Annotated in this window: 16 protein-coding genes; 7 read left to right on the top strand and 9 right to left on the bottom strand. The window is 54.5% G+C overall.

What is annotated here, in order from left to right; translation table 11 throughout:
* Window positions 1-33 precede the first annotated feature (33 nt).
* Complete coding sequence (locus C1N59_RS09655; RefSeq protein WP_394550675.1) at window positions 34-1,620, bottom strand: PTS transporter subunit EIIC; 1,587 nt, start codon at window positions 1,618-1,620, stop codon at window positions 34-36.
* A gap of 251 nt (window positions 1,621-1,871) precedes the next feature.
* Here C1N59_RS09655 and C1N59_RS09650 point away from each other — a divergent pair, with 251 nt between their 5' ends.
* The 5 genes from C1N59_RS09650 to pdeR all read left to right on the top strand — a co-directional run bounded on the left by C1N59_RS09650 (window position 1,872) and on the right by pdeR (window position 10,892).
* Window positions 1,872-4,175 (top strand): FdhF/YdeP family oxidoreductase, encoded by a 2,304-nt coding sequence (locus C1N59_RS09650; protein ID WP_039341548.1) that lies wholly within the window; start codon window positions 1,872-1,874, stop codon window positions 4,173-4,175.
* A gap of 111 nt (window positions 4,176-4,286) precedes the next feature.
* The gene (locus C1N59_RS09645; RefSeq protein ID WP_033741804.1) at window positions 4,287-6,218 is read left to right on the top strand and encodes an exoribonuclease II; all 1,932 of its coding nucleotides are present in this window, start codon (window positions 4,287-4,289) and stop codon (window positions 6,216-6,218) included.
* Window positions 6,219-6,400: 182 nt separating this feature from the next.
* Window positions 6,401-8,467 carry a carbon starvation CstA family protein gene (locus C1N59_RS09640; RefSeq protein WP_033741806.1) on the top strand — a complete coding sequence of 689 codons (2,067 nt, stop codon included), beginning with the start codon at window positions 6,401-6,403 and terminating at the stop codon, window positions 8,465-8,467.
* A complete protein-coding gene (locus C1N59_RS09635) occupies window positions 8,460-8,750 on the top strand; it encodes a YbdD/YjiX family protein (RefSeq protein WP_039340200.1) in 291 nt (96 codons plus the stop codon). The genes C1N59_RS09640 and C1N59_RS09635 overlap by 8 nt, the downstream gene beginning before the upstream one ends.
* Before the next feature lie 156 nt (window positions 8,751-8,906).
* Complete coding sequence (gene pdeR, locus C1N59_RS09630; RefSeq protein ID WP_039340199.1) at window positions 8,907-10,892, top strand: cyclic di-GMP phosphodiesterase; 1,986 nt, start codon at window positions 8,907-8,909, stop codon at window positions 10,890-10,892.
* A 12-nt stretch (window positions 10,893-10,904) separates the two neighbouring features.
* Here pdeR and C1N59_RS09625 read toward each other — a convergent pair whose 3' ends face one another.
* On the bottom strand, window positions 10,905-11,771 hold the full coding sequence (locus C1N59_RS09625) for a crotonase/enoyl-CoA hydratase family protein (RefSeq protein ID WP_033741810.1): 867 nt from the start codon (window positions 11,769-11,771) through the stop codon (window positions 10,905-10,907).
* A 269-nt stretch (window positions 11,772-12,040) separates the two neighbouring features.
* Window positions 12,041-12,739 carry an L-ribulose-5-phosphate 4-epimerase gene (gene araD, locus C1N59_RS09620; RefSeq protein WP_006119322.1) on the bottom strand — a complete coding sequence of 233 codons (699 nt, stop codon included), beginning with the start codon at window positions 12,737-12,739 and terminating at the stop codon, window positions 12,041-12,043.
* A 344-nt stretch (window positions 12,740-13,083) separates the two neighbouring features.
* On the opposite strand from araD, the gene osmB reads away from it, so the two are divergent.
* Window positions 13,084-13,299, top strand: a complete 216-nt coding sequence (gene osmB, locus C1N59_RS09615; protein WP_006119323.1) for an osmotically-inducible lipoprotein OsmB — start codon at window positions 13,084-13,086, stop codon at window positions 13,297-13,299.
* Between the two features lie 80 nt (window positions 13,300-13,379).
* On the opposite strand, the gene yciH is transcribed toward osmB, so the two are convergent.
* The 5 genes from yciH to pgpB all read right to left on the bottom strand — a co-directional run bounded on the left by yciH (window position 13,380) and on the right by pgpB (window position 17,000).
* Window positions 13,380-13,703: a stress response translation initiation inhibitor YciH gene (gene yciH, locus C1N59_RS09610; protein WP_054687708.1), complete on the bottom strand. Its 324-nt coding sequence runs from the start codon at window positions 13,701-13,703 to the stop codon at window positions 13,380-13,382.
* Window positions 13,700-14,413 carry an orotidine-5'-phosphate decarboxylase gene (gene pyrF, locus C1N59_RS09605; protein ID WP_394550672.1) on the bottom strand — a complete coding sequence of 238 codons (714 nt, stop codon included), beginning with the start codon at window positions 14,411-14,413 and terminating at the stop codon, window positions 13,700-13,702. Before pyrF ends, yciH begins: the two co-directional genes overlap by 4 nt.
* Window positions 14,414-14,619: 206 nt before the next feature.
* Window positions 14,620-15,789 (bottom strand): lipopolysaccharide assembly protein LapB, encoded by a 1,170-nt coding sequence (gene lapB, locus C1N59_RS09600; RefSeq protein ID WP_006119326.1) that lies wholly within the window; start codon window positions 15,787-15,789, stop codon window positions 14,620-14,622.
* Between the two features lie 6 nt (window positions 15,790-15,795).
* A complete protein-coding gene (locus C1N59_RS09595) occupies window positions 15,796-16,107 on the bottom strand; it encodes a LapA family protein (protein WP_033741817.1) in 312 nt (103 codons plus the stop codon).
* A gap of 128 nt (window positions 16,108-16,235) precedes the next feature.
* The gene (gene pgpB, locus C1N59_RS09590; RefSeq protein ID WP_054687706.1) at window positions 16,236-17,000 is read right to left on the bottom strand and encodes a phosphatidylglycerophosphatase B; all 765 of its coding nucleotides are present in this window, start codon (window positions 16,998-17,000) and stop codon (window positions 16,236-16,238) included.
* A gap of 229 nt (window positions 17,001-17,229) precedes the next feature.
* Between pgpB and ribA the strand changes: the two genes are divergently transcribed.
* Window positions 17,230-17,823, top strand: coding sequence for a GTP cyclohydrolase II (ribA, locus tag C1N59_RS09585; protein WP_006119329.1), 594 nt, complete (start codon window positions 17,230-17,232; stop codon window positions 17,821-17,823).
* 33 nt (window positions 17,824-17,856) lie between these two features.
* Here the strand turns inward: ribA and acnA are convergent, their stop codons facing one another.
* Window positions 17,857-20,538 carry an aconitate hydratase AcnA gene (acnA, locus tag C1N59_RS09580; protein WP_283786525.1) on the bottom strand — a complete coding sequence of 894 codons (2,682 nt, stop codon included), beginning with the start codon at window positions 20,536-20,538 and terminating at the stop codon, window positions 17,857-17,859.
* Window positions 20,539-20,680 lie beyond the last annotated feature (142 nt).

Below are 20,680 nucleotides of genomic sequence, written 5' to 3'. Positions count from 1 at the left end.
AGGGCGCACCTGCTGCGCCCAGTGAGGCCGCCGTCAGCCGACGCCAAGCGCCGACTTCACTTCCTGCGCAATCTTTTCGACCTGAGGACCGTAAATCACCTGAACATCCTGCTCACTGACGCGATTCACGCCATTCGCGCCCGTACTTATCAGGGTGTGATCCACCACCTGTTTCATATCTTTTACCCGCACCCGTAAGCGCGTAAAGCAGCAATCGATGTCCTCTATATTGGCAGCCCCACCCAATCCACTGATAATGACCTGAGTGCGTTCACTGCCATCAACGACCTGCGGTTTTTCCTCCTCGGTTTCCCGTCCCGGTGTTTCAACATTCATGCGGGTAATGACAAAACGGAACCCGTAGTAATAGATCGGTGCGTAGATCACGCCAAGCACCAGCGTCCACCACCAGTGGGTTTTACTGCCACCCAGCACACCGAAGACCACCAGGTCGATAATGCCGCCCTGCACGTTGCCAATCATCAGATGCAGCATTGACATCAACATAAATGAAAGGCCGGTCAAAAACGCATGCAACACATAAAGCACGGGCGACACAAAAATAAAGCAGAACTCCAGGGGTTCGGTGATCCCGGTGGTAAAGGAGGTCAGCGCGCCGGCCAGCACCAGCGCTTTCACGCGTTGTTTATGCTCCGGACGTGCGGTGTGATAGATCGCCAGTGCTGCAGCAGGCAGCCCGAACATCATCACCGGTATTTTTCCCTGCGCCAGGAACTGGGTAGCCGTTCGCAGCGTGGCATCTGGGATGAGGCCAGGATGTGTCAGCGAGGCATTGAAAATATTCAATGCGCCGACAATGGTCTGTCCGTCCACAACCGCCATACCGCCAATCGGCGTAAAGCGGACCGTTTCATTGAGAATATGGTGCAGCCCGGTGGGAATCAGCAGGCGTTCAGCCGCCCCCAGCAGAAATGCACCGTACTGACCACTGTGGCCAATCATCTGTCCCACCCAGGCGATGCCCTCTCCGAGGGTTGGCCAGATCAGCGCCAGCAATACACCCACCAGCGGCAGAACCACGACGGTGACAATGGGCACAAAACGTCGGCCGCCAAAGAAGCTGATCGCTGTAGGAAGTTGCTGCGTATAAAAACGATTGTGCAACATTACGGTGAGCAGGCCGGCCACCACGCCGCCCAGCACGCTCATGTTGTAGGTAAAAATCCCCAGCATCTGGATATATTCCGCCGAGGTCATCATGGCGGTCGTTTGATCCAGTCCCGCCTGTTGCAGCGCCTGAGGCGTCGTGGTGGCCGCCGTTATGCCTTTTGCGGCCAGCGTCGCATTAATCCCCACGTTCATGGCGATATAGCCAATCACCGCCGCAAAGGCGGCGGTCGGTTTCTCGGCTTTTGCCAGACCAATCGCACTGGCGACGGCAAAGAACAGGGGCAGATTGGCAAACAGCGCTCCTGCGACTTTGCGAATAAAACCGATAATGAGCTGGGCCACCTGCATTTGCGCAAAGGCTTCCCCCGTCACTGCGGGGTTCTGCATGGCCGCGGCCAGCCCCAGAAAAATACCGGCTGCCGCGATCACCGAAATGGGCATCATCAACGCCTTGCCAAATGCATGAATCTGGCTGGTCAGGTGTTTCATGGTTTCGCGCCTTTTTGTGTCATAAACAGCAAGTATTAGCGCGATGTGCCGATAACACCTGATACGGAGAAGTTATGAAAGGGTAAAATATGAACAGCATCACAGTTGTTGTGCCGTCACGATAAACGCGACCTATCGCACCATTAAGTCAATCAATTAGACAAGCTATGTCGTCGAACGCACACTAATCTTCACTATCAGGATATATCCTTGCAACATTCGTCCAACAAAAAAATAAGCCTGCACCTATGATGAAATTTAAGCGCCAAATTAAACCATACCGCGCCGCCGCGGGTGGCTGGGGTTCACTGGAAGCCACGACACGTTTTGTTTTCGACAGTAAAGCTGCCCTGAAAAACCTGCGCAATCTCATGCGTATGAACAAGGCGCGTGGCTTTGACTGCCCGGGCTGCGCCTGGGGCGATGACAATAAAAGTACTTTCAGCTTTTGTGAAAACGGAGCGAAAGCGGTAACCTGGGAAGCGACACGCCGCGTTGTGGATGCCGACTTCTTTGCGAAACACAGCGTGACCACGCTCTATGCTCAAAGCGATTACTTTCTGGAGTATCAGGGCCGCCTGACGCATCCCCTGCGCTACAACCGTGAAACCGATCACTACGAGCCCATCAGTTGGGATGACGCCTATGCGCTTATCGCGCAGCACATCAAAGCGATGGACAATCCAGACCAGATGGAGCTTTACACCTCAGGTCGCGCCAGTAATGAAGCGTCATGGCTTTATCAGCTGTTTGGCCGCATGCTGGGCACCAATAACTTCCCTGACTGCTCGAACATGTGTCACGAAGCCAGCGGTGCGGGACTGAAGCGCAGCATTGGCGTGGGTAAAGGCACGATTCGTCTGGATGATTTTGACCACGCGGATGCGATTTTTGTTTTTGGACAGAACCCGGGCACTAACCATCCACGCATGTTGCACAGCCTGCGTCACGCTGCCGATCACGGTGCAAAAATTGTGACCTTCAATACGCTGCGCGAACGCGGTCTGGAACGGTTCGCCGATCCGCAGAAGCCGCTGGAAATTGTGACCTCGAAAGCCGGTACCATCAGCTCGGCCTATTATCAGCCGCACCTGGGTGGCGATATGGCCGCGGTTCGCGGCATGGTTAAAGCCCTGCTGGAAACGCATCGCGCGCGCATTGCGGCAGGCGAAAGCGGCCTGTTCGATCAGGCGTTCCTGAATGCCAAAACGCACGGCGTTGAAGCCTACTTTGACGCCGTGGATAACACCGACTGGATGCAGATTGTGGCGCAATCCGGCCTGACTGAAGCGCAGATCCGTGAAGCGGCCGCGATTTACCAGAGCGCCGATCGGGTCATCTGTACCTGGGCGATGGGTATCACTCAGCACAAACATTCCGTCGATACCGTGCGCGAAATTACTAACCTGCAGCTGCTGTTTGGCCAGTTAGGTAAAAAAGGTGCGGGTCTGTGCCCTGTTCGTGGTCACAGTAATGTGCAGGGTAACCGCACCATGGGCATTGATGAGAAACCGGCAAAACCGTTCCTGGATGCGCTGGGTCAGCACTTCAATTTTGAGCCACCGCGTGCGGCAGGTCATAACACCGTTGAAGCACTGAATGCCATGCTGCGTGACGAAATCAAAGTGCTTATCGCGCTGGGTGGCAACCTGGCGGCGGCGGCACCGGATTCACCGCGCACCGAAGAAGCGCTGTCACGTTGTGGCCTGACCGTACATATCAGTACCAAACTGAACCGCAGCCATCTGGTTCCCGGTCATGAGGGCCTGATTCTGCCTACGCTGGGCCGCACCGAGCGCGATTTGCAGGCGACGGGCAATCAGTATATTACCGTGGAAGATTCCTTCAGCATGGTGCACGCGTCTGAAGGCGTGGGTATTCCGCTGGCGGATACACAACGTTCAGAAACGTCGATTGTCGCCAGCATTGCGCATGCGGTACTGGGCGATGAAAAGGTGAAGTGGCTGGATCTGGCGGCGGACTACAACCTGATTCGCGATCACATCGCAGCCACGATTCCTGGCTTTGCCGACTTTAACAGCAAATGCGATCAGCCTGGTGGGTTCTATCTGGGTAATGCCGCCGCCGAACTGCGCTTCAACACGCCGACCGGTAAGGCCGAGTTCAGCCCTGCCGCGCTGCCTGACTCGCTGTTTCCGCAGTTGGATCAGGAGGTGCCCTTCACGCTGCAAACCCTGCGTTCGCACGATCAGTACAACACGACGATTTACGGCCTTGATGACCGCTATCGCGGCGTTTACGGTCAGCGTGAAGTCGTCTTTATCAACCCGGACGATATGGCGGCATTAGGCTTCAGCGAAGGCCAGAACGTTGACATTGAAACCCTGTGGAATGACGGCGTAACACGTCGCGTGAGCGGCTTTAAGCTGGTGCCTTACAACATCCCGCGTGGCAACCTGGCGGCCTATTATCCAGAAACCAACCCGCTGGTTCCGCTGAACAGCTATGGTGATATTAGCGGTACGCCAACCTCGAAATCGGTGCCGGTTAAGCTGGAATTGTCGCAGGCAACGGTCACCCAACGCATTGCCTGATTCAGGCTTTGCTCCAGGCAAAAAGCCGGTTCGTCCGGCTTTTTGCCTTGCCGCGGGACCGCGATTCGCGTAAAACTGTCAGCCGCTATTAGGCCACGAAACGTAAAAATCATGTTCCAGGATAATCCGCTGCTTGCGCAGCTTAAAGAGAAGCTCCATTCACAAACGCCGCGTGCAGAAGGCGTTGTAAAAGGCACCGAAAAGGGATTCGGCTTTCTGGAAGTCGATGCACAAAAAAGTTATTTCATCCCGCCCCCGCAGATGAAGAAAGTGATGCACGGCGATCGTATTATTGCCGTCATCCACACCGATAAAGATCGTGAAAGCGCAGAGCCAGAAACGCTGGTCGAGCCTTTCCTGAGCCGTTTTGTAGGCCGTGTGCAGAAAAAAGACGATCGTCTTTCTATCGTGCCCGATCATCCCCTGCTGAAAGAGGCCATTCAGTGCCGTCCGGTACGTGGGCTGACCCACGATTTCCAACAGGGCGACTGGGCCGTCGCGGAAATGCGACGTCATCCGTTAAAGGGTGACCGCGGCTTTTATGCCGAACTGACCGAATTTATTGTCAGCGCAGACGACCACCTTGCGCCGTGGTGGGTGACACTGTCACGTCACAATCTGGAGCGCCAGGCACCTGAAATGGGTTTTGGCGAGATGCTGGACGAAAACTTGCAGCGTGAAGACCTGACCGCGCTGGATTTCGTGACCATCGACAGCGCCAGCACAGAAGATATGGACGATGCGCTCTATGTTGAGGCGCTGGAAGACAATGCCCTGCGCCTGACGGTCGCCATTGCCGATCCGACCGCTTACGTGGCTGAAGGCAGCGAGCTGGATAAGCTTGCCGCGCAACGTGCGTTCACCAACTACCTGCCGGGCTTTAATATCCCGATGCTGCCGCGCGAGCTTTCCGATGATGTCTGCTCCCTGCGCCCTGATGTGCGTCGCCCGGTACTGGCCTGTCGCGTCACCGTGGCGCAGGATGGCAGCCTGTCTGATGTGCACTTCTTCGCGGCCTGGATCGAATCGAAAGCCAAACTGGTTTACGACGAGGTTTCTGACTGGCTGGAGAACAGCGGCGAGTGGCAGCCGCAGAATGACGCGATTGCGAATCAGATCCGCCTGCTGCATCAATTGTGCCTGTCTCGCGGCGAATGGCGCCAGGCCCACGCGCTGGTGTTTAAAGATCGCCCGGATTACCGCTTCCTGTTGGGCGAGAAAGGCGAAGTGCTGGATATCGTCGCTGAACCGCGTCGCATTGCCAACCGAATCGTTGAAGAAGCCATGATTCTGGCCAACATCTGTGCGGCCGAGGTGCTGCGCGATAAGCTGGGCTTTGGGATCTATAACGTCCATGCAGGCTTCGATACTGCCAACGCCGAGCAGGCCGCCGCCGTGCTGGCGACACATGGGATTACGGCAGATCCTTCAGCGATTACCACGCTGGACGGTTTCCGTGTGCTGCGCCGGGAGCTGGATGCCCAGCCGACCCAGTTCCTGGACAGCCGTATTCGTCGTTTCCAGACGTATGCGGAAATCACCACCGAACCTGGCCCGCACTTCGGTCTGGGCCTGGAAGCCTATGCGACCTGGACCTCACCGATTCGTAAATTTGGCGACATGATCAACCATCGCCTGCTGAAAGCCATCGTGCGTGGTGAGTCGATCGCCCGGCCCGATGACGCTGTCACGGTCACCATGAGCGAGCGCCGCCGTCTTAACCGCATGGCCGAGCGTGACGTGGGCGACTGGCTTTATGCCCGTTACCTGTCACCTTTTGCGGCGACAGATCGTAAATTCAGCGCGGAAATTATCGATATTTCCCGTGGTGGCATGCGCGTGCGTTTGCTGGAGAATGGCGCAGTGGCGTTTATCCCTGCTCCGTTCCTGCACTCCGTTCGTGACGAACTGGTGTGCAGCCAGGAAAGCGGCACAGTGCAGATTAAAGGTGAAGTGGTTTACCGCGTGACCGATGTGATCGACGTGACCATCGCCGAAGTGCGTATGGAAACCCGCAGCGTCGTCGCTCGCCCCGCAGCCTGAGTATTATCCAGCGGGACAGGATAGCCTGTCCCGCTCATTCCTGACGTACCGCTTCCGCACACGCTAAATTTGCACTGCGCTTCACAGTTCTCTCCTTATTAACTTTCACTTACATTCCATTACATTAACGTTAGCTCGTTGTATTCGATCGCCTTCCATTCGGTCTCTACAAGGAGTGAGTTATGAAGAACGTCAAAACCGGCGTGATCTGGTTAGCGGTGGCGTTAACTGGCGCGGGCGCGTTCGCGATGCTGGCGCTTAATCGCGGCGAACACGTCAACGCAGTCTGGCTGGTGGTTGCCGCAGTCGCCTGTTACAGCATTGCCTATCGTTTTTACAGCCTCTTTATCGCCCGCAACATTTTCGAACTCGACGATCGTCGCCTGACGCCTGCTGAACGTCTCAGCGACGGTCTGGACTACGTCCCCACCAACAAATGGGTGCTGTTTGGTCACCATTTTGCCGCTATCGCCGGTGCGGGCCCGTTGGTCGGTCCGATTCTGGCCGCGCAGATGGGCTTTTTACCTGGCACGATCTGGATTCTGGTCGGCGTGATGCTGGCCGGTGCGGTTCAGGATTTCCTGGTGCTGTTTATCTCGACCCGACGCGATGGCCGTTCACTGGGTGAAATGGCCCGTCAGGAGCTGGGGGCCTTCGCTGGCGTCATCACTATGCTGGGTGCGCTGGGCGTGATGATTATTATCCTTTCCGCGCTGGCGCTGGTGGTGGTGAAGGCACTGGCGAACAGCCCCTGGGGCCTGTTTACCATTGCCGCAACGATCCCTATCGCGCTGTTTATGGGCATCTACATGCGCTTTCTGCGCCCCGGTAAAATTGCTGAAGTCTCACTGATTGGTTTTGTGCTGATGATGGCGGCCATTATTTACGGTGGCGATGTCGCACAACATCCCTACTGGGGGCCGTTCTTTACCCTGAAAGGCACGTCACTGACCTGGGTGCTGGTCATTTATGGTTTTATCGCATCGGTATTACCGGTGTGGCTGCTGTTAGCACCGAGGGACTACCTCTCGACCTTTCTGAAAATTGGCGTCATCGTTGGTCTGGCTGTAGGTATTGTGTTCGCCATGCCAGAGATGAAGATGCCCGCCGTGACCCGCTTCATTGACGGCACCGGCCCGGTCTTCTCAGGGGCTCTGTTCCCGTTCCTGTTTATCACTATTGCCTGCGGGGCGATTTCCGGCTTTCATGCGCTGGTTTCCAGCGGAACCACCCCAAAACTCGTGGAGCGGGAAAGCCACATTCGCTTTATTGGCTACGGCGCGATGTTGATGGAGTCGTTTGTCGCCATAATGGCGCTGATTTGCGCCTCAGTGCTGGATCCCGGCGTGTATTTTGCGATGAATGCCCCGGCGGCGCTGATTGGCACCACCGTTGAAAATGCCGCCCAGGTGATCAACGGCTGGGGCTTTGTCGTTACACCGGAGATGTTAAGTGGAATTGCACGGGATGTAGGGGAAGCCTCCATTCTGTCCCGTGCTGGCGGCGCCCCGACGTTCGCCGTCGGTATGGCCCATATCATTACCGAGGTGGTTAACAGTCGCGCCATGATGGCCTTCTGGTATCACTTTGCCATTCTGTTTGAAGCCCTGTTTATTCTCACTGCCGTCGATGCCGGTACGCGTGCCTGTCGGTTTATGGTGCAGGACCTGGTGGGCACCGTGGTGCCGTCGATGGCCAATAACCGCTCCTGGCTGGGTAACCTTGCGGGTACAACCGTTGCGGTGGCAGGCTGGGGATTCTTTGTGTATCAGGGCGTGATTGATCCGCTGGGCGGCATTAATACGCTATGGCCATTGTTTGGCATCGGTAACCAGATGCTGGCCTCCATGGCGCTGATTCTGGGCACAGTGGTGCTGTTTAAAATGAAGAAGCAGCGTTATGCGTGGGTGACCATTCTGCCAACGATCTGGCTGTTTATTACCTCAATGACCGCGGGATGGCAGAAGATTTTCCACGAAAAACCGTCCATCGGCTTTCTGGCGCAGGCCAATAAATTCCGTAAAGGTCTGGATGAAGGCGTAATTATCGCACCGGCGAAAACCGTCGCCGATATGCACACCATCGTTTTCAGTAACCAGATTAACGCGGCCCTGTGCGGGTTCTTCATGCTGGTCGCCGTCACCATGCTCATTGCGGCTTTTTTTGTGATTCGTCGTGCCCTGCGCAGTGAGGTACCTACCACGCATGAGTCCGCGACCACGTTGCGGAAGGAGATTCGCCATGTCTGACAGCATTCATCGTGTAACACGGCCAACAGGGACGTGGCAAATTGTGCGCTGCGAATTACGCTATGCTCCCGTCCGCCCTGGCTTTCGCTGGCGGGCATTCTGGCAGGGGCTACAGCAAAGCTTTCGTCTGATGGTGGGCGTTCAGGACTACCAAAAATACCTGCAGCACATGCGGCAGCATCATCCAGACCTGCCGCCGATGAGCGAGCGTGACTTTCATCGTTATTGTCTGGACGCCCGCTTTCCCAGTCAGGCTGGAAAACTGGGTAAATGTCCGTGTTAAACCGCCTGCCGGCCCCGCTTCGGCGGGGTTTTTTGTTCCTGTTTTTTCTGGAAAGTAAAATAAATACACTTTCATCTTGTGCTGACATCAGTAGATGAATACTGTTGCTAAAATAATGAGATAACGTCAGCTATGGACTTCCCGGAGGGAGTGATCATGACCGATGAACAAGGGCAATCATTGTTGTATACCTTGTTTGGTACAACCAGCCCTCATTGGCGGTTAAGCGCGGACAGCGATGCGCTGCTTTTTGCCTTAGATGAATCATCGAATACGAGTGTTGCTGTGCCGCTGACGCCTGGCCAGTGCAGTTTACTGCGAGCTATGCCAGTGATTACTTCCAGTATCAACCTGACGTTAACAATCCATGGTGAGCAGGTGGCCATGCATTTTGTCGGACGGCGCATCAATCAGTCCGTCTGGGCCGGTACCGCATCCGCCTGGGGCGATACATCGGCGGTCGCACGCGATCTGACGCTGGGGCTGTCCTTTGCGGAACAGGTAGTTTCAGAGGCCAATTCCGTTATCGTCATTCTTGACCAGCGGGGCAATATTCAGCGCTTTAACCGACTCAGCGAAGAGTACACCGGCCTGTATGAGCAGGATGTGATTGGCCGGAATGTTTTTCAGCTGTTTATGACCAAGCAGGAGGCGGCAGCGTCACGTCGCAACATTGCGGGCTTCTTCCGTGATGGTAACTCTTATGAAGTCGAACGCTGGATCAAAACGATGAAGGGACAGCGACTCTTTCTGTTTCGTAATAAGTTTGTTCACAGCGGCAGCGGAAAAAATGAAATTTTCCTCATCTGTTCCGGAACGGATATTACCGAAGAACGTCGCGCTCAGGAGCGACTGCGTGTCATGGCCAATACGGATGGTATTACCGGCCTGCCAAACCGTCACGCGATACATCAGCAAATCAGTCAGGCGCTGGAGCGGGCGGAAGGCAGTGAAACCGGTGTGGTCTATCTGGACCTGGATAATTTCAAAAAAGTGAATGACGCTTATGGCCATATGTTTGGCGATCAACTGCTGCAGGCGGTGTCGCTGGCTATTCTGAGTTGTCTGAGTAAGAACCAGACGCTGGGACGCCTTGGCGGTGATGAGTTTGTGGTGCTGGCCGAACAGACCAGCCAGGCGGCGCTGGAAGCGATGGCGACGCGCATTCTGGATCGGTTACGTCAGCCCTTCCGCATTGGCCTTATCGAAGTTTACAGCGGCTGCTCCATCGGCATTGCCATCGCGCCGCTGCACGGGGAAGATCGTGAATGCCTGATCCGCAATGCCGATACGGCGATGTATCACGCCAAAGAGAACAATCGCGGTAAATATTGCGTTTTTGCTGAAGAGATGAACCGGCGGGTATTTGAATATCTGTGGCTTGATACCAATCTTCGCAAAGCGCTGGAGCAGGACCATTTACTGGTGCACTACCAACCCAAAGTGGACACGGACGGAAAAGTACGCAGTGCCGAAGCGTTGGTGCGCTGGCATTCACCCGAGCGCGGACTGGTCTCGCCTGCTGACTTTATTCCCTATGCTGAAGATTCAGGACTGATTGTGCCGCTGGGGCGCTGGGTAATGCTCAATGTGTTGAAACAGATTATCGCGTGGCGCCAGCAGGATATTCATCTGCGCGTGGCCGTCAACGTCTCCGCGCGCCAGTTGATGGATCAGTCGATCTACAGCGATCTGAAGCAGGCGCTGACTGACGCCGGTTTAACGGAAAGCCCGATCGATATCGAACTCACGGAGAGCTGTCTGATTGAGAACGAAGCGGAAGCGCTGAAGTTAATGCACAAGTTCCAGGAGCTGGGTGCCCAGGTCCATCTGGATGATTTTGGTACCGGTTATTCCTCGTTATCACAGCTGGCACGAGTGCCTATTAACGCCATTAAGCTGGATCAAAGTTTTATCCGCAATGTGAATAAACGCCCTGTCTCCCAGTCGCTGGTGCGCGCGATTGTTGCGGTTGCCAAGGCGCTGGATTTACAGGTTATTGCCGAAGGCATAGAAACCGCCGATGAAGAGGCCTTCGTGCTGAAGAATGGCGTCGATGGTCGACAAGGCTATTTCTACGCAAAACCAATGCCCGCCGAACAGTTTGGGCATTGGCTGGCTCAGCATCCTGCCCGCAAGTAAACGCTTAAGTCCCTAACCCGCTTTACGCAGTGATGCGGTGTGGCGGTTTTGTAACTGGACTAAACGCTCCATATAGGCGATATCTTTTGCTTCAAGCGAAAAGGCGTAATCGACCCAGTCTTCCGTGATGTCCATTAACTCGGCGCGGGAAAGCTGCAATACGCGCTGGCGCGCCTTCAGCATAGCGCGCACTCCATTGAGTTTGGGCCGCAAGGTATCAATGAACGTCCGGGTGGCACGGTAGCTGTCGCCTGGCTGAAACACTTTGTCAACCAGCCCCCGCGTTTCGTACCACTCTGCGCTGTGGGATTCGCCTTCGATGATCAGCTCCTCCGCCAGCTTCATGCCCGAACGCCGGGCGACTAATGAATAGCCGCCCATACCCGGAAACAGGTTAAACGCAATCTCCGGAAAACCCATACGGGCGTTGTTTTGCGCCAGGATAAAGTGATGCGCCAGCGCTGCCTCAAAACCGCCGCCCAGTGCACTGCCCTCAATCATTGCCAGCGTCACGGCTCCGGTGTCAAAGCCACGCGCGGCAGAATGAATGCAGTCAACACAGGCGCGTGCATAGGCACGCAACGCTTCCCGGCGATTATTGCGGATACACTCCACAAAGAAGCGCAAATCACCACCGGCATTAAACATTTGTGGCACTAACGAGCCGGTGACCCAGAAGTCGATGGGTAAGCCAGAACGCTGGGCCGCGTAACTGAGATTCATGATCTCTTCAATCAGTTCATGATTAAAGCTGGGGCGCGGTTGGGCGCGTAACATCATCCACATGGTACGTCTCCCTTCTTCGTAATAAGCCACTAACTGCGTGGTTTGTCCGGCTTCGGAAAACAGTCTGCATGTGGGTTGGTTAATCACGGTCATTGTCTCATCCTCTGTTATTTTGATGCGCTAATTGCGCCACATCAGCCTAATCCAGAGTGAGGCCAGACCAAATGAGAGATTGATTTACAAGATAAATTCCAGAGTGATCCCTGATGCACGACATTTAATTGATTAGTATGATTTCTTGATAGCACGCGACTCGCTGGCAGAACAGCGCCAACCGATAACGGGCACTGAAGAGACTTTCACGCCACGTAAGCCGTGCGTAACGCGCTAATCAGGACGCAGACCAGGCTGCGCCCTCAACCTTATTTCTGGCCGTACCAGGCATTTTCACCATGCTTGCGCAAGTAATGCAGATCGAGCAGGGTTTGCTGGATGGGGGGAAGACCGGCCGTCAGCTGCTGACTGAACAATCCCATATACGCCACCTCTTCCAGCACCACCGCGCTGTGCACCGCCGCATGGGCATCTTTGCCCCACGCGAAGGGGCCATGTGAATTCACCAGCACGGCGGGAATCGCAGTGGGAGAAAGCCCACGCTGCGCAAAGGTTTCAATAATCACTTCACCCGTATTCCACTCGTATTGCTGTTGAATCTCCTCGTCACGCATGGCGCGGGTACAGGGAATTTCACCGTAGAAGTCGTCCGCGTGTGTGGTTCCCCAGGCCGGAATGGCACGACCGGCCTGCGCCCAGATGGTGGCGTGGCGTGAGTGCGTATGGACAATTCCACCTACTTCGGGCCAGGCCAGATAAAGCGCCCGGTGCGTAGCCGTGTCAGAGGAAGGACGCTTTGTGCCTTCGATAACCTCTCCGCTCGCCAGATCCACCACTACCATGTCATCCACTTTCATTACATCGTAACTGACGCCGGAAGGCTTAATCACCAGCAAACCCTGCTCACGATCGAGGGCGCTGACATTGCCCCAGGTGAAGGTAACAAGGTTATGTTTAGGAAGATCGAGATTGGCTTCCAGAACCTGTTGTTTCAGATGTTCCAGCATTTTTTTCTCCTGCTGAATAAGGTCTTAACATTTTGCGGAGCAGGCAGAAAAAACGTTATGGAGCAAATGGCTAAAAAGCAGCGGAAAATAGCTGTGAATGGAAAATTGTGCTGAGAATTAAGAATTTTCCCTCTTCGGAAAACCTTCAAAATGAATAGAATTCTGTCAGGCGTCGGGCAGGTCCACCTGCTACTGGTGCTTTTCAGCCGCTACAAACAGATCGTCCATGGTGTCCGCGTTTTTATACTAAAAGGATGCGGTAATAATGCGGCACAGGCGGCCTGAAAAAATTTCAAAGCTATACTTAGTGTGTTGCCTCTGCAAACACAATAAAGGAGAAGTTTATGACAATTACAATGAAAAAATTGACCGTTGCGGTCTTAGCGACCACCCTGGTTGTGGCGTTAAGCGGCTGTTCTAACTGGTCTAAGCGTGACCGCAATACTGCGATTGGTGCAGGTGCGGGTGCCATTGGTGGTTCAGTACTGACCAACGGCAGCGCGCTGGGTACAGTCGGCGGCGCCGCAGTAGGTGGCATTATCGGTCATCAGATTCACTAAGAACCGCAATTAAAATAATTAACGGCTACGCAGCGCATCTACACCATAAGCCGGGCTACACAAGTCGCCCGGTTTTTTATTTAACCGCCCGCCAGTTTTACTTTCATACCTTTGGCTTCCAGCAGGCTTTTAAGTAAATCACGTTTGTCGCCCTGAATTTCAATTACACCGTCTTTCACCGATCCGCCACAACCGCATTTCTTTTTTAGCTCGGCAGCCAGAAGATTCAGTGCACCGTCATCCATGTCCACGCCAGTTATCAGGCAAACGCCCTTGCCTTTCCGGCCGCTGGTCTGGCGCTGGATACGAACAATGCCGTCCCCTTTAGGACGTTCCACTTTCTGTTCGGGTTGCACAATGCGGCCTGAATCTGTGGAATATACAAGTGGGTTGTCACGATTCATTTTACCGCCTCCAGATCATTGATTATGGCTTTCAGCGTCGCCGCCGGGTTAGCAGACTGTGTAACCGGGCGGCCAATGACCATATAATCCACCCCGGCGAGCTTCGCCTGCTGCGGCGTCATTACGCGACGCTGATCGCCGGCGTCGCTGCCTGCTGGCCGGATGCCTGGCGTGACCAGCGTGAAGTCCCTGCCAATGACCTGTTTAAATCGGGCGGCTTCGTGGGCGGAACAAACCACACCATCCAGGCCACATTCGTGGGTCAGCTTTGCCAGGCGCTCGGCCTGCTCTGCCGGCGAAAGCGTGATACCCAGACCCAGCAAGTCATCTGCATTCATACTGGTCAGGACGGTGACGGCAATCAGTAACGGCGCTTGCTGCCCAAAAGGCACTAACGCTTCCCGGGCGGCGTTCATCATACGCGCACCGCCGCTGGCGTGCACATTCACCATCCAGACACCAAGATCGGCGGCGGCGGCGACAGCATGGGCCGTTGTATTGGGAATATCATGGAATTTCAGGTCGAGGAAGATTTCAAAGCCGCGTTGTTGCAGCGTTTTGACCAACTGAGGGCCACATAAGGTGAACATTTCTTTGCCCACTTTCAGGCGACAGCTACCTGGCTCTATCTGATCAACAAAATGCAGCGCGCTGTTTAAATCGTGGTAATCAAGCGCCACTAACACGGGTGAAGTCGGGGATAAGGCCATGCTATTTCCTCTGCGGTAGGCACCTGCTGGCGCGTTAGACAAACGGCACGCATTCTACCTGCCCGCATTTCCCATCACAATCCCTGTTATCCTGCGAGGCGATATTCGCACGGTGCTGATGCAGGCTGGTGAACAGGTTCTTTATAGTATGTTGTAACTAAATTAGACACCAGAAAGACTGGCAACAGTGCGCATCACGTGCGCAGTTATTGCCCGTCGAGTCCCCGAATCGGTTTGACCGATGACCAGGTGCGGCAGGAAGGACAATGCCAGTAGAGCGCATGGGCAGTAAACCCACATTTCTGGCAACGGTAGCGCGGCTTGGTCCGGATTTGTTCGCCGACCAGGTCGCGCAGGACCATCAAACTCTCTTTGGCGCGACCGTCTTCCGCCTCATGCAGGTGAAACTCCATCAGGCGATGAAACACGCGCATATTGGGATGACGCTGTAACTGATGATTAATGTAATTTTGTGCGGCTTCCGCGCCCTGCTCTTGCTCCAGAATCGCGGAAAGATAAAGTTCTGCGGCGGCGCCGGTATTTTCTTCCACGCAGCGTTTGAGAAAGGCGGCCCAGGCGTCGGGCTGATTAAGTCGCTGAAAACAGGTCTCCAGCATCGGCAGCGTTTCACTGACCAGTTCTTTGTCCTGATCCAGTACACGTTGCAGATGCTCAACCGCTTTGCCGTACTCCCCTTTCTCCATCAGAATGCGTCCCATCATAATGGAGACTCGCGCGCTCTGGCGATCTGCCGCCTCGCCCTTTTTCAACAGCGTCATTGCGCGGTCAAGATCGTCGCTGCTCATCGCCTGCAAAGCCAGTTCACAGTAGAAATGCGCGATCTCGCCCTTCTGCTTGTCTTTGCCTAATTTCACCAGGCGCTCAGCGACCTCAATCGCCTGAAGCCAGTCGCTGGTCGCCTGATGAATAAGCAATAACTGCTGCAGGGCACCAATGCGGAAATCCGTTTCATCGGTGAGCTGTTTAAACATGTCTTCTGCGCGGTCATAAAGCCCCGCGGCCATGTAATCGCGCCCCAGTTGCTGGATAGCTAATAAACGCTGCTCATAGCTCAGAGAGGCACTTTCCATTAACGACTGATGGATTCGAATCGCACGGTCAACTTCACCGCGGGAGCGGAACAGGTTTCCCAGCGTAAGATGCGCCTCAACGGTGCCGCTGTCTTCCTTCAGCATATCAAGGAACAGATCGACCGCTTTATCCTGTTGGTTGGACAGCAGAAAGTTAACGCCGGCCACGTATTCGCGTGACAAGCGGTTGGATTCCTGTTGCTTGTCCTGCTGCGCACTACGGCGTCCCATGTACCAGCCATAGGCCGCCGCAACAGGCAGTAACAGAAACAGCAGTTCTAACATGGAATCTTATTCCTGCACGGTTGGCGGCAACGGTTTACCACCTGTGCCAGGCGCATTCTGATCAACCTGAGCCTGCAGACGTTTAATTTTACGTTGGGCGTTCGCCAGCGAGACGCGAACACGCAGCCAGAACAGCCCACAAATGACCCAGCCCAGCAGGAAGCCCACGCCGAACAACGTTGCCAGTAAAGTGGAGATACGGAAATCGCCCTGCGCCAGCAGATAGTTAAAGGTGATAACCTGGTCGTTGTGTGCGCCAAGGGTCACAGAAATGATAAAAATGACCAAAACCACTAAAAAAATCAGCAAATATTTCACAGTGCATCCTGTTGTGAGGTTGTCGAATCAAAGTATGCCAAAATTACGGCAGAAATACTGCTCCTTGCAGCATCAGGCGAAGCACTTTTGCGCGGTTCAGTCGCAAGATATGAGGCTGAACGGCGCAATTACAATCCCTGGTCACGTTCTGCCACTTCCTTTTGCTCGTCGGGGGGCAACGTCAGCGGTCCACAAAAGCGCTGGGCAAGCCAGGTGGCGATGACCACCAAAAACCAGGACAGCACGGTGGCAACGGCAAGATCGCGCGGCCAGTGCATACCCAGTAACAAGCGGCTTCCCATAACGCCCACCGCCCAAACGCCGACCAGCACTATCGTTTTATAATGCCGGCGCGGCCATAGCAGGCCAATGACCAGTAATGCCCAGCTCGCCGCGAACAAAGTATGACCTGACGGGAAGGCGAACCCTGTTTCAAACGCCCAGTGCTTTTTCAGCCAGCCCGGAATATGCGATTCATCCGCAATCAGTGCGGTAACGCGTTCACCACGCTGGGTGCGGTTTAACTGATAGAAGGTTTTGTCATCCAGACCATGCGTTTTCTCCAGCCATACCACATAAGGTCGGGGTTCCTGCACCCGCTCTTTAATGAATGATTTGGTATACTGGCCTGCCAGAATCGTGACATTCATGATCAGCAACAGCAGCAATGCCGGTTTAAGCCGAAAGCGAAGACACCATAATACCCAGGCACTTAACACCAGGCTGGTCAGTATGCCCCATGGCCGGGTCACCGTTTCTGTCATCCAGAACAGGACTCTCAGAAACGTGTTACTTTCCTCGGGTCGCCATTGCCAGCCGGACAGCCACACGGCTAATGGCATCATCAGCAGTAACACCATCCCTGCTGTGGTACGTTGCAAAATTTTAACCATCCCTTTTCCCTTTTTGCTGATGAAAAGCCGTCATACCGGTAAAACTTTAGCTTAAAAAAGAATAACATAACCTTTACGGATTAGATAATCGTGCTTTATCACAACAATCGTTTACACAGATTAACAGCCAACCTCGCGGTTGTGGCACAATATTGCACGTTTGTCGGGCCACATCGGCCTGTGCACTATCATGATGATAGTGCATCCTCTGATGGTTCTGGAGAGTCACATGCAGCTTAAACGGGTGGCAGAAGCCAAACTGCCAACGCCATGGGGAGATTTCCTGATGGTAGGTTTTGAAGAACTGGCAACCGGTCACGACCACGTTGCTCTGGTCTTTGGCGATATCAATGATAACGAACCGGTCCTGGCGCGCGTTCATTCGGAATGTCTTACCGGTGATGCGCTGTTCAGCCTGCGTTGCGATTGCGGCTTTCAACTTGAAGCTGCGCTGAATGCCATTGCCGAAGAAGGACGTGGTGTATTGCTTTATCACCGCCAGGAAGGCCGCAATATCGGTCTGCTGAATAAAATTCGCGCTTACGCTTTGCAGGACAAAGGGTATGACACGGTTGAAGCTAACCATCAGCTCGGTTTTGCCGCTGATGAGCGTGACTTCACGCTCTGCGCAGATATGTTTAAGCTCCTTGGGGTGAACGAGGTTCGCCTGCTTACAAATAATCCGCGGAAGGTTGAAATCCTGAGCGAAGCCGGTATTAACATCGTTGAACGTGTGCCGTTGGTGGTGGGACGGAATCCCAAAAATGCGCACTATCTCGATACCAAAGCCGAAAAAATGGGCCATCTGTTGCCGAAGCAGTGAATAAAAAAGCCGGGTTTCCCCGGCTTTTTCGTATCAGTTGAGCATATTTCGAATCACATAATGCAGAATACCGTCGTTGCGGTAATAGGTCAGCTCATTACCGGTATCAATGCGACAGCGGGTATCCAGCTTCTCTTTGCTGCCATCGGCACGCGTGATTGTCACTGGCACGGTGCAGCCCGGCGTGAGTTGTGACAGGTTCTCAACGTCAACCGACTCATCCCCTTTCAGTCCTAATGTTTTACGCGTTACGCCCTGCGGGAATTCCAGCGGTAAGATCCCCATACCGATCAGGTTAGAGCGGTGGATACGTTCGAACGATTCGGCGATCACCACGCGAACGCCCTGCAGACGCGGTCCCTTCGCTGCCCAGTCACGACTCGAACCTGACCCGTACTCTTTACCGGCAATGACGGCCAGCGGCACGCCTTCGGCCTGATATTTCATCGCGGCATCGTAAATGGCCAGTTGTTCACCACTCGGATAATGTTTGGTATAGCCACCCTCAACGCCCGGCACCATTTCATTGCGTATACGAATGTTGGCAAAGGTTCCGCGCATCATGACTTCGTGGTTACCACGACGCGAGCCATAGGAGTTGAAGTCATTGCGCTCGACACCATGCGCCAACAGATAGCGCCCTGCCGGGCTTTCTGCTTTGATGCTACCTGCCGGTGAAATATGGTCTGTTGTGACCGAATCCCCCAGAATAGCCAGCAAACGCGCGCCACGAATGTCTTCGACCGGTTTGGGCGTTTTTTCCATGTCATCAAAGAACGGTGACAGACGGATATAGGTTGATCCTTCGTCCCAGTCATAGGTCGCGGCTTCGCTGACTTTGATGGCCTGCCATTCGGGCGTACCGTCAAAGACTTCCGCATACTCTTTGTGGTACATATCGCTGGTAACCTGCTGTACCGCTGTCGCGATTTCTTCAGGCGAAGGCCAGATATCTTTCAAAAAGACCGGCTTGCCATCCCGATCCTGTCCGAGCGGATCAGTTTGCAGGTTGATCTTCATATTCCCCGCGAGCGCATAGGCCACCACCAGCGGCGGTGAAGCCAGCCAGTTGGTTTTAATCAGCGGATGAATACGGCCTTCGAAATTACGGTTACCCGACAGCACGGCCCCCACAGTGAGGTCGCCCTCTTTAATCGCCGATTCGATCGTATCCGGCAGCGGGCCGGAGTTACCGATACAGGTTGTACAGCCATAGCCGACCAGATTAAAGCCCAGTTTATCGAGGAACGGCGTCAGTTGTGCGACGGCCAGATAGTCGGAAACCACTTTAGAGCCCGGAGCAAGCGATGCCTTGACCCACGGCTGGCGTTTCAGGCCCCGCTCTACCGCCTTTTTCGCCAGTAAGCCTGCGGCCATCAGGACACTTGGGTTTGAGGTGTTTGTACACGAGGTAATCGCCGCAATGGCCACCGCGCCGTCGGTCAGGGTATGGGAAAGTCCGGTATCGCTGTCCGTGTAGGTGACTTCTTTATGAGGTTTCTGCGCGTGGTTGACTTCCAGTTCATTGCTGGCGTCGAACGCCGCCGGGACATCGCCCAGGGAAACGCGATCCTGTGGGCGTTTTGGTCCGGCCAGACTTGATTCAACATCATTCATGTCCAGCGCAAGGCTGCTGGTGAAGACAGGTTCATCGCCCGCATTACGCCACATTCCCTGGCGTTTAGCATAATGTTCTACCAGCGCAACCTGTTCGGCATCGCGTCCGGTTAAGGTCATATAGCTCAGTGTCACTTCATCGACAGGGAAGAAACCGCAGGTGGCGCCGTATTCCGGTGCCATATTGGCGATGGTTGCGCGATCCGCCAGCGGCAGATCGGCCAGGCCATCACCATAGAATTCCACAAATTTGCCCACCACGCCGTGCTTACGCAACATTTGCGTCACCGTTAGCACCAGATCGGTCGCGGTAATGCCCGGCCGCAGTTTGCCAGTGAGTTTGAAGCCCACGACATCCGGGATCAGCATAGACACCGGTTGCCCCAGCATCGCCGCTTCGGCTTCAATCCCGCCGACGCCCCATCCCAGCACGCCAAGCGCATTGATCATCGTGGTATGAGAATCCGTCCCGACTAAGGTGTCCGGCCAGGCATAGGTTTCGCCGTTTATCTGCTGCTGCCAGATTGCTTTCCCCAGGTATTCAAGGTTTACCTGGTGACAGATCCCGGTCCCCGGTGGCACCACCCGGAACTGGTCAAAGGCTTTCTGGCCCCAGCGCAGGAAGACGTAACGCTCATGGTTGCGTTCCATCTCCAGCCGCACGTTCTCTTCAAAGGCATCGTCGTCGCCAAAATGGTCAACGGTGACGGAGTGGTCAATGACCAGATCGACCGGGGACAGTGGGTTGACTTTATTCACGTCTCCGCCCAGTCGGTTCACCGCTTCGCGCATCGCGGCTAAATCAACAACGGCGGGTACGCCGGTGAAATCCTGCATTAAAACACGGGCCGGGCGGTAAGCAATTTCCCTGTCGGCGTGGCCGGTTTTTTGCCAGTCAACCAGCGCCTGGATATCTTCCTCAGTGACTGAGTCGCCATCCTGCCAGCGCAACAGGTTTTCTAACAGCACTTTGAGGGATTTAGGCAACCGATCAATGTTACCGAGATGTTGTGAAGCGCGAGGTAGACTGAAGATGTGATAGTTGTGATTATCTACCTGCAGTGTTTCCTGACTCTGCTCGCGTAGGGATGACGACATAGCTCCTCCTTTATAATACATGGTCTTTAAACCTCAGAGACAACAAGGTTTAGTATAAAGATAGACCACTTTTTTGTTAACGTTTTGATTACAACACAGATTGCTACAATCGGACGCAAACAAAAATGCCCCGCAATGTTGC

It is taken from the genome of Pantoea sp. SGAir0183 (genome assembly GCF_043545505.1).
Note: the sequence above shows the minus strand (reverse complement) of the source record. Positions and strands in the feature narration are given on the sequence as shown.

Coding starts and splice junctions, on each gene's coding strand:
- C1N59_RS09655 (WP_394550675.1), bottom strand. CDS start 1,620: ATGAAACACCTGACCAGCCAGATTCATGCATTTGGCAAGGCGTTGATG.
- C1N59_RS09650 (WP_039341548.1), top strand. CDS start 1,872: ATGAAATTTAAGCGCCAAATTAAACCATACCGCGCCGCCGCGGGTGGC.
- C1N59_RS09645 (WP_033741804.1), top strand. CDS start 4,287: ATGTTCCAGGATAATCCGCTGCTTGCGCAGCTTAAAGAGAAGCTCCAT.
- C1N59_RS09640 (WP_033741806.1), top strand. CDS start 6,401: ATGAAGAACGTCAAAACCGGCGTGATCTGGTTAGCGGTGGCGTTAACT.
- C1N59_RS09635 (WP_039340200.1), top strand. CDS start 8,460: ATGTCTGACAGCATTCATCGTGTAACACGGCCAACAGGGACGTGGCAA.
- pdeR (WP_039340199.1), top strand. CDS start 8,907: ATGACCGATGAACAAGGGCAATCATTGTTGTATACCTTGTTTGGTACA.
- C1N59_RS09625 (WP_033741810.1), bottom strand. CDS start 11,771: ATGACCGTGATTAACCAACCCACATGCAGACTGTTTTCCGAAGCCGGA.
- araD (WP_006119322.1), bottom strand. CDS start 12,739: ATGCTGGAACATCTGAAACAACAGGTTCTGGAAGCCAATCTCGATCTT.
- osmB (WP_006119323.1), top strand. CDS start 13,084: ATGACAATTACAATGAAAAAATTGACCGTTGCGGTCTTAGCGACCACC.
- yciH (WP_054687708.1), bottom strand. CDS start 13,703: ATGAATCGTGACAACCCACTTGTATATTCCACAGATTCAGGCCGCATT.
- pyrF (WP_394550672.1), bottom strand. CDS start 14,413: ATGGCCTTATCCCCGACTTCACCCGTGTTAGTGGCGCTTGATTACCAC.
- lapB (WP_006119326.1), bottom strand. CDS start 15,789: ATGTTAGAACTGCTGTTTCTGTTACTGCCTGTTGCGGCGGCCTATGGC.
- pgpB (WP_054687706.1), bottom strand. CDS start 17,000: ATGGTTAAAATTTTGCAACGTACCACAGCAGGGATGGTGTTACTGCTG.
- ribA (WP_006119329.1), top strand. CDS start 17,230: ATGCAGCTTAAACGGGTGGCAGAAGCCAAACTGCCAACGCCATGGGGA.
- acnA (WP_283786525.1), bottom strand. CDS start 20,538: ATGTCGTCATCCCTACGCGAGCAGAGTCAGGAAACACTGCAGGTAGAT.